Origin of the sequence: Streptomyces thermoalcalitolerans (assembly GCF_039525155.1) — a bacterium.
GTDB lineage: Bacteria > Actinomycetota > Actinomycetes > Streptomycetales > Streptomycetaceae > Streptomyces > Streptomyces thermovulgaris.
Genome location: NZ_BAAAHG010000001.1, coordinates 65,654 through 77,877, shown reverse-complemented (window position 1 = coordinate 77,877; position 12,224 = coordinate 65,654). Strand labels below are relative to the sequence as shown.

Sequence of the window (12,224 nt, the reverse complement as noted above, 5' to 3'; positions counted from 1 at the left end):
GAGCCGGTCGAGGCCGGGGCCGCTCCGGCTCGGGGCGGTGCACCGCCGTGGGCCGGCATCGGGTGGGCACGTTCCGGTGCAGAGTAAGCGTCACGGTGGCAGGCACGGCGGGGAAGGCGGTACGGGACCCGGGGCCGTGCGCGCCGGAGGGCCGGGCGGGGCGCGTGGTGCGCTCGGAGCGGCGTGGTGCGCCCGGAGCGATGAGTGGACCGGCCGGGGCGCCTGCTGCCTCCGGCTCAGGAGGCGTGGGGAATCGGACAGTTTCCTGAAGCAGATGCCGCACCGGACGGACAGCGGCCGGCGGGTGCGGCGTGCGTGCGCGCGGGGCGAGGACATGTGGTGTCCGCCCGGCCCGGGCGCCACGGCCCCGGAACGGCGCGGGGCCGCACGGAAGCGGCATGGCCCCGCGGGGCGGTGATGAGGTGATGACGGCGAGCCGTCCCACCGCCCCGCGGGGCACGCACGGCCTGACTGGAAATCATGCCCGGTGGATGTGGGGGACTGCCGGTGGGCGTATGGTGATCGCGGAGAGAACGGCAGTACCCGCTCACAGAGGGGACGTCACCTGTCAGACTTCCAGGAGGGGCACATCAGGCAGCCGGCTGCTTCCCGGTTCCCACGTCGGTCGCCGACACGCCGAAGACGCTGACCGCTTGGTAGTACGTCCATGCCGTGCTGTTGCAAGCGGTGCGGGTCGCGCCCGAGTAGTTCGCGCAGACGCGTTTCAGGTCTTCGTAGAACGCCGAGTCGAGCCGGGCCTTGTGGGCGGAGAAGGTGCCTTCCGCCTTGTAGTTGCGGTAACCGAAGTCGTGGCGGGCACAGGCGAGCTGGAAGGGGAAGCCGAAGGGGTTGTCGGGCGAGGAAGTGCAGTAGTCCGTCGACCAGTCGAAACCGTACGCGGCCCATGCGCCCTGGTTCTGGCGGGCGGCGTTCCAGGCGTTGAAGCTGGAAGCGCTCGTCTGGGTCCAGGAGCTGAGCACCTGTGACTTGTCCGCGGGAGCTGCCCAAGCGGATGCGGCAGGGAGCAGGACGAGAGGGACTGACACGACGGCAGCCGCGAACGGCAAGGCAACACGTTTCATGCGCGCAACCTTCGTGGGTGAGGGGACGCCCCGATGGGGTCTTCGGGGCGGATAAAGCTTGGCGAGATCCTGCTGTCAGGTACAGCACAGAACAGGACAGGCCGGTGTGCCGATCACCCGTCAGGTCGCACAACGCGCGACATGAGCCGCCGTTCGGGGTCTGATGCCCATTCACCCTGGCCATGGGTGTGAGCCAGGGGCGCCTCCGGCTGATTCGGCAGAGGCGGAGCGATGGGTTCACCCTGGTTCACCCCGGTTCGGATGATCCGGGGGATCAGGTGTGATTCAGGCGAGGACACTGTCGCGCGGAGCGTGGCCGACAGTGCGTCCGTCCGGTGACGGGACGAGATGCATCAAGGGCTGTTCGCGTCGTTTGTCCACGGCTTTCCCTCGTTCGCCATGGGCCATGAGGGCAGGATCGGCCGGGGACGCGAACACGGAGAGAAAGAAGGCCGGTTCAGGGCTTGCTTTTCCGCGGGACAGGATTTCACCACGGAGAGGAACCCCGGACCCACGGGCCGCGGACGCCGGACCGGCGCAGGCGGCGAGGCGCCCGGCGGCGGGGAGGAACGGACCCGTCACCGACGCCCATGAGCTCCCTGGCCGGACCCCTGGCTCCGTCTCTTGGGGGAACATCTCGGCCACGAGCGTTTCCGTGCGCGGCTCAGACGAGTACGTGCGGTGCATGCGCCGGACGGGTGCCCGCCCCCTTCGGAAAGGCGGAAAGCCCGGATCCCCTCGGGAGAGCGCACCCCACCGGGTGCGGCTGCGCATGACCTCCTCGGCCCCCGGACGGAGCCTCAACGGCCCCGGACCGGTTGCAGCCGCCAAGAAGCCCATGTCTCATGAATGAGCGACCACTTCTCGCACAGTGGACGGAACGGCCCGATTCCGCCCGGTGCCGCAGGGAGGGCGGGATGCACGGGAGACGGGGTGTCAGAACAGTGGTACGGCCCTGCGTCGTGGCAGCGGTGACTCTCGCCGTGGCTGGCGCCTGCGGAACGCCGTCCGAACGGCGCGACGGCGTCATCGCACAGGTGACGCGATTCGAACGCGCCCTGGTCGCCGGACAGCATGAACGGCTGTGCACCGCCCTCGCTCCCTCCACCAGGGAGGAAGTGGAGCAGTCGGCCAAGCGCCGCTGCGCTCAGGCGATCGGCGAGCAGGACCTTCCGGCGGCGGGCGCCGTACGGCGCGTGGACGTCTACGGCGGACAGGCCCGGGTGGTGCTGGACCACGACACCGTCTTCCTGGCGCACTTCCCCACGGGATGGAAGGTCACCGCCGCCGGGTGCCGGCCCCGGCCGCAGCGCCCGTACCAGTGCGAGCTCAAGGGCGGGTGAGAAGACCGTGAGAACGCTGTTCGTCGGAACACTGCTCGTGATCGTGGTCGGCCTGGCGTACTTCATGACCGTGGGGCTGATGCGCCGATGACCCCCGCACCGGAGCATGGCGGGGACACCGCACCGGCACGGCGTCGTGTGCGCCGCTTCCTCCGCCACAACGGCCTCGGTCTCTTCTTCCTGACCGCGTTCCTGCTCGCCCTCGCCGGGCAGGCCACCCGGGACGACGGGCTGCTCGCCATGGTCTCGGCATGCCATCCGCAGACACTGCGGCAGATGCGCTGGACCAACACCCTCATCAAGGACCTCTCGCCCCAGATCCTGACGAGCCTGTGACAGGGCATCGCACGACGGGACCGCGGCCCGCTCGGCCCGCAACCGTGTGCGGGGCGAGGCGGGCCGCCGCGGCACCTCGGGTCCGAGGCCGGAAGAGCCGGTGCGGTGTCAGAGCATGAGCAGCAGCCGGGTGTTCGGCACGAGCTTCCGGTTCACGCTGGTGCTCTGCACGAAGATCGTGAAGTCGTCGTTGTGGTCCGGCTTGACCCGGACCGCCACGTCCGGCAGGCCGAGCAGGGAGCGGGCCTCGGGGCCCGTGTACACCCGGTCCGTCTTCTTCTCCAGCACCGCGATCTGCTTCTGCGGCTGGATCGTCTCCGACTTGCTCAGCTGGTAGAACGCACTGCCGGTGCGGTAGGTGTGCCCGCACTCGACGACCCAGTCCCGGATCGCCGCTTCCCGCGGCACCGGGATGAGCTGGTACGTCGACGGGTCCAGCGCGGTGAGGCCGGCCGCCTTGATGGTGTCCTTGTTGACCGCGTCCGCACCCGTGGAGAACACCGCCCGCGATCCCCGGATGCCCTGGGCGCGGCCCACCATGAACTTCTCGGTGGCCTGCTGGATGACCTGCCCGGCCTCCTCCAGACCCTGGGTGCTCGTGGCGTCCCAGATGGCGATGTTGTCCTTCGGGAAACCGCACTGCATGGCCTCGCGCCTGCCCATCTGGTCCGGCACCAGGACGGCCAGCGTCCAGTTGTCCTCCTGCGTCCTGATCATCTCGGCCACGGCCTCGACCAGTTTCCGCTGACTGCTGGCAGGGGCGTCCGGGCAGCGGTGGCTGGCGTTCTCCTGCCCGTCGGTGAGTATGAACGTCAGGAAGCTGTGGTCGCCGTACAGCTGGGCCGTCTGCGCCAGCTCCCGCTGCGACTTCAGCGCGGCCGCCAGCAGAGCCGTCATCCCACCGGTGCGGTACAGCTGCTTCAGCGACGGCATCCGCAGCACGTCCTTGTCGTAGATGACGCACTCCACCGTGTCCGCGAAGACGTACACCGTGACACGGGTCTCCTGGTCCAGCTCCTTCGACCGGCGGGCAAGGTAGGCGATCTGCTGGTCGGCGACTTCGACGACCTTGCGGCTCAGGTGCGCCATGGACGAACTGGCGTCCAGCACGAGAGCGACGTGGTTGATGTAGTTCTGGTTTCCGGACATGGCGGCCCCCCTCGGTTCCGACTCGATGTCCCCACCGTCTCATCCACCACTGACAATCGATCTTGATTCCGGCGGGGGCGGAGGGCCCGCCTCACCAGGAACCCGGTTCGCCGGGAAACCGGTCGGGCTTTTGGGCACTGCCCCGTCGGTCCGGATCCCCTGCCCGGGCCTTCCCGGTTTTCCTTGCGCTGTCCGGCCTTCGGTGGACGGCTCTACCAGGAGGGGCGTCGTGCCTGCCGGCCGAAGAGGATGCCGCCGGGTTCGGGGGGCGGGGGAGTGCCCGGTTTGAGGGGCCAGGCGATCAGCATGCCCGTGACGAAGCCGATGACGTGCGCGGTGTACGCCACGGTGCCCGCCTCGGTGACGGCCTCGCCGGCGGAGTAGAGCGCCTGCAGCACGAACCAGAGGCCCAGGACCACCCAGGCCGGCAGCCGCAGCGGCAGGAAGACCAGGAAGGGGACCAGGACCCAGACCCGGGCCCTGGGATACAGCACCAGGTAGGCGCCCAGGACGCCGGCGATGGCTCCCGAGGCGCCGATCAGAGGGGTGGTGGAGGAGGAGTTCAGAAGAGCGAACCCGTATCCGGCCGCGTAGCCGCAGACCACGTAGAACAGCAGGAACCCCACATGGCCCATGCGGTCCTCGACGTTGTTGCCGAAGATGAACAGGAACAGCAGGTTGCCCAGCAGGTGCAGCCAGCTGCCGTGCAGGAACATCGAGGTGAGGACCGACAGCACGGGCCACTTGTCGTAGGCCGGCGGCCCCAGCACACAGCCCGGTCCGCGCAGCCCCAGGCCCGCCTCGCCGGTCGGGACCAGCGGCGGCAGCTGACCGTGGATCAGCTCTCTGGGCACCAGTGCGTACTGCTCCGTGAACGCTTCCAGTCGGCACAGCTCCGCCAGCGTGCTGCCGCCCGTCACGGAGCCGGCGATTCCGGGCATGGACAGGAACGCGACGACGTTCGCGACGATCAGGGCGTACGTCACCCAGGGAGTACGCCGCGTGGGGTTCACATCATGGACGGGGATGACCACAGGAAAGTACTGCCCTTCACGTGCTCGCCGAATCGGTGAACACCGCCGTCCGCGTGTCCGTATGACTCCTTGAGCCCCTGCGGCCCGGGGAAGGCGGGCCGCAGGGGTGACGGCGACGGCCGCCGTCCGGCAGCCCGGTCTCCTTTCCGCCGAGGCCGGACGGAACACCCCAGGAAACTCTAGGGAGCGCTGCCGCGGACCTTGGCCGCCGCCTTTCTCGCCGCCACCAGCACCGGATCCCACACCGGCGAGAACGGCGGGGCGTAGCCGAGGTCCAGCGCCGTCATCTGCTCCGCCGTCAGACCGGCCGTGAGGGCGACCGCGGCGATGTCGACCCGCTTCGCCGCGCCCTCGCGGCCGACGATCTGCACGCCCAGCAGACGGCCGGTGCGGCGCTCCGCCAGCATCTTGACCGTCATGGGAGAGGCACCGGGGTAGTAGCCCGCGCGGCTGGTCGACTCGACGGTGACCGTCTCGAACCGCAGGCCCACCCGGCGGGCGTCCTTCTCCCGCAGCCCGGTGCGCCCGATCTCCAGATCGCACCCTTGCTCACCGCCGTGCCGACCACACCGGGAAAGGTCGCGTAGCCGCCGCCGACGTCGGTGCCGATGATCTGGCCGTGCTTGTTGGCGTGGGTGCCCAGCGGGATGTGGCGCTGCTGCCCGGAGACCAGGTCCAGGACCTCCACGCAGTCCCCGCCGGCCCAGATGTTCTCGTGGCCGCGCACCCGCATCGCCCGGTCGGTGAGCAGCCCGCCGTGCGCACCGAGCGGCAGCCCGGCCGCCCGCGCGAGCGTCGTCTCGGGACGTACGCCGATGCCCAGCACGACCACGTCCGCCGGATACTCGGCGTCCTCGGTGGCCACCGCCCGCACCCGGCCTTCCCCGGACCCCCGGCCCGCCCCGGGCGGGGAGGTGTCCCCCTCGCCGGTGAGCACCTCGGTCACCTCGGCGTCGTCGACCATGGTGATGCCCATCTCCTCCATGGCCCGGTGCACCAGGCGGCCCATGTCCGGATCGAGCGTGGACATGGGCTCCTTGCCGCGGTTGACGACCGTCACCTCGTAGCCGCGCCTGAGCAGCGCCTCGGCCATCTCCACGCCGATGTACCCGGCGCCGACCACCACCGCCCGGCGGCCCCGCACGCGCGTGAGGCTGTCGAGCAGGGCCTCGCCGTCGTCCAGGGTCTGCACACCGTGCACGCCGGGCGCGTCGAAGCCGGGCCGGCCGGGGCGGACGGGACGGGCCCCGGTCGCGATCACGAGTTTGTCGTACGACGTCCAGGACTCGGTGCCGGAGTCGACGTCCCGCGCGCGGACGCGGCCCGCGGCCACGTCGATCTCCGTCACCTCGGTGCGCAGCCGCAGATCGATGTCCCGCGCGCGGTGCTCCTCGGGCGTGCGGGCGATCAGCCGGTCCCGTCCGTCGACGTCGCCGCTCACCCAGTACGGGATGCCGCACGCCGAGAACGAGGTGAAGTGGCCGCGTTCGAACGCCACGATCTCCAGTTCGCCGGGTCCGCGCATCCTGCGTGCCTGCGACGCCGCGGACATCCCCGCGGCGTCCGCGCCGATCACGACCAGTCGTTCCCTGGCGCTTGTCCCCATGGGACCACGCTACGGGCACAGGCCGTCAGGTGTGCCTGCCCGGTTCTCCGGACGGCTTTCCGGGCGGTTCGGACGCGGCGGGAGCGGGGGCGGGGCCGGGGGCAGGAACGGGGCCAGGAGCGGGGGCAGGAACGGGGGCGGGGCGGCGCGGCAGCCGGGGCCGTATGCCCCACCGCCACACCACGGCGACCAGCGCCGCCGTCATGGCGAACGGGAGCACCGCGCCGATGGCCAGGACGATCCAGCGCAGCAGGGTGACGAACACCTGCCAGCCGCCCGCCAGCGCGTCCGCGAACCCCGGCTCGTCGTCGGCCTTGGGCGCCGGCTTCTCGGACAGCGACAGAGTGATCGTGGCCATGCTCGTACGGTCCTTCAGGGACGCCTGCTGGGCCAGCAGCGCCTCCAGGTCGGACTCGCGGCGGCTCAGCTCCCCCTCCAGGGCGACCACGTCGCTCAGCCGGGTCGCCCGGTCCATCAGGGCGCGCACCCGGGCCACGCTCGCCCGCTGGGACTTGATCCGGCTCTCGACGTCGACGACCCGATCGGTGACGTCCCGCGCCTTCGCCGTGCGGTCGAGCAGCGTGCCGGTGCCCTCCAGGTCGGCCAGGACCTCGTCGTACCGGTCGGCGGGCACACGCAGCACCACGCGCGTGCGTGCGTGGCCCGCCTCGTCGCGGGTGGTGGTCTCGTTGCCGATGTAGCCCCCGGCGTTCTCCACGACGGTGCGGGCCGTCTCCAGGGCCTTCGGCACATCCTTGACCCGCACGGTCAGCGACGCGGTGCGGATGATGTGGCTCGTGGTGAGCCGGGGCGGGGCGGTGGCCCGCGCGCCGGAGGCCGCACCCTGGTCGCCGGCCGCGCCCGCACCCGGAGCGGCCTCGCGGGCGTCGTTCTGGGCGGCGCCCGCGGTGGCCTTGCTGGTGAGACCGCCGCCGCTGTCACTCGCGCTGCATCCGGTGAGCGCGAGCGCGGCGGCGAGCAGAAGCCCGGCCAGGGCGGGAGCAGGGCGAGCGGTGCCGGCGGATCTGCGAGCGAGTCTGCGAGCGGAACAGCGTGCGCGCATCAGGGCGTACCCCCCGGTTGTGACAACTGGTTGCCTCTTCGACGCACGAGCCGCGCGGAACGTTCGCCGGAAAGGATTCCGATGCGGTCACGGTCGGGACTCGTACCGGACACCGGGGTGCGGACGGAGCGCCGACGGGGGTCTGAGAGAGTGGGCGCATGAGCGCAACGGGTAGGGACACAGGCCATGTCGTCGTCATCGGGGCCGGTATCGCGGGGCTGGCCGCCGCACACCGATTGCTGCAGCGCGGAGCGCGCGTGACCGTACTGGAGGCCGCGGACCGGGTGGGCGGCAAGCTGCTGCCCGGGGAGATCGCGGGCGTGCGGGTCGACCTGGGTGCCGAGTCGATGCTGGCCCGCCGGCCCGAGGCCGTGACCCTCGCCCGCGAGACGGGTCTCGCCGACCAGCTCCAGCCGCCGGCCACCGCGGCCGCCTCGATCTGGACCCGCGGGGCCCTGCGCCCCATGCCCACGGGGCACGTCATGGGCGTTCCCGGCACGGCCTCCGCGCTGGCCGGTGTGCTGTCCGAGGAGGGCCTCGCCCGCATCGAGCGCGACACCGAACTGCCCCGCACGGAGGTCGGCGAGGACGTGGCGGTCGGCGAGTACGTGGCGGCACGCCTGGGCCGCGAGGTGGTCGACCGCCTGGTCGAGCCGCTGCTCGGCGGGGTCTACGCCGGTGACGCCTACCGCATCTCGATGCGCTCGGCCGTCCCGCAGCTCTTCCGGGTCGCGCAGACCCACGACTCGCTGCTGGAAGGGGTCCGCGAACTCCAGGCCGCGGCCGCCGCCGCACCGCGGACCGGGCCGGTGTTCCTGGGGATCGAGGGCGGGATGGGCCGGCTGCCGCTCGCGGTCGCCCAGTCCGTGCGCGCCCGCGGCGGAGAGATCCTCACCGGTACGCCCGTGACGGAGCTGCGCAGGCAGGACCACTCGTCCTGGCGCGTGGTCGCCGGGGACCGCGTGCTGCGGGCCGACGCCGTGATCCTCGCCGTGCCCGCGCCGGCCGCCGCCGACCTGCTGCGCGCCGAGTCCCCCGAGGCCGCCGCCGAGCTGCGGACCGTCGAGTACGCCTCCATGGCCCTGATCACCCTCGCCTACCGCCGCGCCGACGTCACCCTGCCCCCGGGCAGCGGTTTCCTCGTGCCCCCCGTCGACGGCCGGACCGTCAAGGCGTCCACCTTCGCCTCCCAGAAGTGGGGCTGGCTCGCCGAGGAGGACCCGGACGTGGTGGTGCTGCGCACCTCCGTGGGACGGTACGGCGAGACGGAGATCCTGGAGCGGGAGGACGCCGAGCTCGTGGAGGTCTCCCGGCACGATCTGCGCGAGGCCACCGGCCTGGACGCGGTGCCCCTGGAGACCCGCGTCACCCGCTGGACCGACGGCCTGCCCCAGTACCCCGTCGGCCACCACGCGCGCGTGGCCCGCATCCACGAGCACATCGGCAAGCTCCCGGGCCTCGCGGTGTGCGGCGCGGTGTACGACGGCGTGGGCATCCCGGCGTGCATCGCGAGCGCGTACGCCGCCGTGGACCGGATCGGCGGTGTTCTTCACGAGGTGCAGGACCCCACCGGGACCCCGGTGCGGGGTCCGCAGGGCGAAGCGGGAGAATAGCCCCATGAGTGCTGACGCCCCCACCCCCGAGCCCGCCAGGATTCCGAACAAGGGCAAGCTGGCCAAGGACCTCAACGAGGTCATCCGCTACACCCTGTGGTCCGTCTTCAAGCTGAAGGACGTCCTGCCCGAGGACCGTGCGGGTTACGCGGAGGAGGTCCAGGAGCTGTTCGGCCAGCTCGACGCCAAGGGCGTGACCATTCGCGGCACGTACGACGTCTCGGGCATGCGTGCCGACGCCGACCTGATGATCTGGTGGCACGCCGACACCAGCGACCAGCTGCAGGAGGCGTACAACCTCTTCCGTCGCACCAGGCTCGGCCGTGCCCTCACGCCGGTGTGGTCGAACATGGCGCTGCACCGTCCCGCCGAGTTCAACCGCTCGCACATCCCGGCGTTCCTCGCCGACGAGACGCCGCGCGCCTACGTCTGCGTCTACCCGTTCGTCCGCTCCTACGACTGGTACCTGCTGCCCGAGGAGGAGCGCCGCCACATGCTCGCCGAGCACGGCCAGATGGCCCGCGGCTTCCCGGACGTGCGCGCCAACACGGTCGCGTCCTTCGCCCTCGGCGACTACGAGTGGCTCCTCGCCTTCGAGGCCGACGAGCTGCACCGCATCGTCGACCTCATGCGTCACCTGCGCGGCGCGAAGGCCCGTCTGCACGTGCGCGAGGAGATCCCCTTCTTCACCGGCCGCCGCAAGGACATCGCGGAGCTGGTCGCGGGGCTGGCCTGAGCACCTCGTCGGCCTGAGCGCCTTCCGGCGGCGGGCCGTCCGTCACGGCTCTCGGAGCGGGGCGCGGACCGCCTGCCGCCCCGGGAGCCGCCCCTGGAACGGCCCGGCGCCCGGGGCGCCCGGGCACCGGCCGACGCCCGGGGCCGGCCCGCCCGCGGTGCCGTGCGCGCCCATGTCCCGGTCGCTTCCCGGCACCGGGGGACGGCCGTCGGCACGGTTTCAGCCGCCGGCACGGCGTCTCAGGTGTGCCGCCGCACTTCCAGGGACCGGCATGGACCGGCACCGCCGTGCCGGACGCCGCCGGCGGGATCACGCACCGTCCGGCGGTCCGGCGGGATCACGCACGGGGGAGTCCTGCCCTCAGCGCCGCAGCAGCACTTTCCGGGCGGCGCGGGCCACCCGCGCCGCGGGTCCGCCGGACCGCGGGGCCGGCCCCGACCGCTCGAGCCACCACTCCCGCAGCGCCCGCCGGACCGCCGGGTCGTCCGGTCGCCCGGCGCGCAGCAGGGACGCCACGAAGTCCAGGGCGTCCTGCCGGTGGCCGCCGCTCATCGGACGGGTCCGCGCATACGCGAGGAACGCGGCCCGGTAGCCCGCGCCGAGCAGCACCGGCAGCTCCGGCGCCACCTTGGCCACGACATCCGCCCGCTTGGCCGCCAGCGCCCGCGCCTGCACCCCCATCCGCGCCCGGTCGAACCCCTCCGGCACGGGCGTCCCGGCGACGAGCGCCGACAGCAGAGCGGTCTGCGCGAGGGCGAGCCGCTGCCGGGCGGGCCCGGTGGCGTGCGCGTCGGCCGCCCCCGGTGCGCGGACGGCCTCGTACGGCTCCCGCACGGCGGGCGGACGACCCGGCTCCACCACCTTCCGGATCGCGCCCAGCTCCCGCTCCAGCTCGGCGGGCTCGGGGAAGTTCTCGTCGCGTTCCAGCAGCACTCCCGGCGGGGACACCCGGGAGGCGAGGTCGGCCAGGATGCCGAGGACCGGCTGCGGAACCGGGTGGGCATGGCTGTCGTGCCAGACCCCGTCCCGTTCGAAGCCGCCCGCCACATGGACGTACGCGATGGCCTCCAGGGGGAGTTCGGCCAGCGCCCTGGCCGGGTCCTCGCCCCGGTTGACGTGGTTGGTGTGCAGATTGGCCACGTCGATCAGCAGCCGCACCCCTGTGCGGTCGGCCAGCTCGTACAGGAACTGCCCCTCGGTCAGTTCCTCGTCGGGCCACGTCAGCAGCGCGGCGATGTTCTCGAGGGCGAGCGGCACGGGCAGTGCCTCCTGCGCGATGCGGACGTTCTCGCACAGCACGTCGAGGGCGTCACGGGTGCGCGGCACGGGCAGCAGATGCCCCGCCTCCAGCCGGGGCGAGCCGGTCGGCGCGCCACCGGCCCGCACAAACGCGATGTGCTCGCTCACCAGCGGCGAGCCGAGCGCCTCCGCCCGTTCGGCGAGTGCCTTCAGCCGGCGCTCGTCGGGCCGCTCGGCCCCGCCGAGGCCGAGCGAGACACCGTGCGGCACGACGGTCGTCCCCCGCTCCCGCAGGCGCCGCAGCGACTCGGGCAGATGGCCGGGGCACACGTTCTCGGACACGATCTCGACCCAGTCGACACCCGGCATCCTCTCCACGGCCTCCGCGATTTCCGGCCGCCACCCGATCCCCACCCCGAGCCGCTCCACGGTCCCCTCGCCCCTTCCTGCCTCCGTGTCCGGGTATGTGAAGGGGGTATGGCCCCGGCGCCCGGCCGCGAACCCCGGGCCCCGCACGTTCAGAGCAACATTTGAGGTGCGGCATTCGAGGGGGGCGGGATCCGGCGATATTCGCTGGGCGGAGGCAGGGGGAGGTCCATAGGGTCCGCGTATGGCGGATGAGAAGAACGAGAGCGACGGGCACCACGAGAACGACGAGAACAACGAGAACGACAAGGCCGTGCGGGCGGCCGTCGACGGCGAACTGCGGCTTCTCGACCCCGAGGTGCGCGCGTCCCCGGCCCTGGTCGCGGAGCTGCTGGACCCGGAGTTCACCGAGATCGGAGCCTCGGGCCGCACCTGGGACGCGCAGTCGATCCTCACGGTGACGAGCTCCGGGGCGGTGTCGCCGGAGGCTCCGGTCGAGGTCGGCGAGATGTCGGGGAAGGTCCTCGCACCGGGCGTCGTCCACCTGACGTACCGCACCGACCACCAGGGGCGCCGGGCCCTGCGGAGCTCCCTGTGGCGGCTGACGCGGTCGGGCTGGCGCCTGTACTTCCACCAGGGGACGCCGACCGCCTGACG

10 protein-coding genes and 1 pseudogene are annotated in these 12,224 nt (G+C 72.3%); 5 read left to right on the top strand and 6 right to left on the bottom strand.

Features of this window, described 5'->3' with window-relative positions; genetic code table 11:
• Positions 1-590: 590 nt before the first annotated feature.
• The gene (locus tag ABD224_RS00345; protein ID WP_344045377.1) at positions 591-1,082 is read right to left on the bottom strand and encodes a phospholipase; all 492 of its coding nucleotides are present in this window, start codon (positions 1,080-1,082) and stop codon (positions 591-593) included.
• 962 nt (positions 1,083-2,044) lie between these two features.
• Between ABD224_RS00345 and ABD224_RS00340 the strand changes: the two genes are divergently transcribed.
• Together ABD224_RS00340 and ABD224_RS00335 are read left to right on the top strand one after the other, a co-directional pair.
• Positions 2,045-2,425, top strand: coding sequence for a hypothetical protein (locus ABD224_RS00340; RefSeq protein ID WP_344045375.1), 381 nt, complete (start codon positions 2,045-2,047; stop codon positions 2,423-2,425).
• Between the two features lie 87 nt (positions 2,426-2,512).
• Entirely contained in the window at positions 2,513-2,761 is a 249-nt protein-coding gene (locus ABD224_RS00335; RefSeq protein ID WP_344045790.1) for a hypothetical protein, read from the top strand.
• 108 nt (positions 2,762-2,869) lie between these two features.
• On the opposite strand, the gene ABD224_RS00330 is transcribed toward ABD224_RS00335, so the two are convergent.
• From ABD224_RS00330 to ABD224_RS00315, 4 genes and pseudogenes are all read right to left on the bottom strand, one after another.
• Positions 2,870-3,910: a vWA domain-containing protein gene (locus ABD224_RS00330; RefSeq protein ID WP_344045373.1), complete on the bottom strand. Its 1,041-nt coding sequence runs from the start codon at positions 3,908-3,910 to the stop codon at positions 2,870-2,872.
• A 212-nt stretch (positions 3,911-4,122) separates the two neighbouring features.
• A complete protein-coding gene (locus ABD224_RS00325) occupies positions 4,123-4,944 on the bottom strand; it encodes a rhomboid family intramembrane serine protease (protein ID WP_344045371.1) in 822 nt (273 codons plus the stop codon).
• A 179-nt stretch (positions 4,945-5,123) separates the two neighbouring features.
• Positions 5,124-6,550 (bottom strand): annotated as a pseudogene (locus ABD224_RS00320) (FAD-dependent oxidoreductase).
• Positions 6,551-6,575: 25 nt separating this feature from the next.
• Entirely contained in the window at positions 6,576-7,613 is a 1,038-nt protein-coding gene (locus ABD224_RS00315) for a DUF4349 domain-containing protein (RefSeq protein WP_344045369.1), read from the bottom strand.
• A 158-nt stretch (positions 7,614-7,771) separates the two neighbouring features.
• Here ABD224_RS00315 and hemG point away from each other — a divergent pair, with 158 nt between their 5' ends.
• Both hemG and hemQ read left to right on the top strand, forming a co-directional pair.
• Positions 7,772-9,226 (top strand): protoporphyrinogen oxidase, encoded by a 1,455-nt coding sequence (gene hemG / locus ABD224_RS00310; protein WP_344045367.1) that lies wholly within the window; start codon positions 7,772-7,774, stop codon positions 9,224-9,226.
• 4 nt (positions 9,227-9,230) lie between these two features.
• The gene (gene hemQ / locus ABD224_RS00305) at positions 9,231-9,962 is read left to right on the top strand and encodes a hydrogen peroxide-dependent heme synthase (protein ID WP_344045365.1); all 732 of its coding nucleotides are present in this window, start codon (positions 9,231-9,233) and stop codon (positions 9,960-9,962) included.
• A 360-nt stretch (positions 9,963-10,322) separates the two neighbouring features.
• Here hemQ and ABD224_RS00300 read toward each other — a convergent pair whose 3' ends face one another.
• Positions 10,323-11,630, bottom strand: a complete 1,308-nt coding sequence (locus tag ABD224_RS00300; RefSeq protein WP_344045363.1) for an MbnB/TglH/ChrH family RiPP precursor modification enzyme — start codon at positions 11,628-11,630, stop codon at positions 10,323-10,325.
• 181 nt (positions 11,631-11,811) lie between these two features.
• Here ABD224_RS00300 and ABD224_RS00295 point away from each other — a divergent pair, with 181 nt between their 5' ends.
• Positions 11,812-12,222 (top strand): nuclear transport factor 2 family protein, encoded by a 411-nt coding sequence (locus ABD224_RS00295; RefSeq protein ID WP_344045361.1) that lies wholly within the window; start codon positions 11,812-11,814, stop codon positions 12,220-12,222.
• Positions 12,223-12,224: the final 2 nt, after the last annotated feature.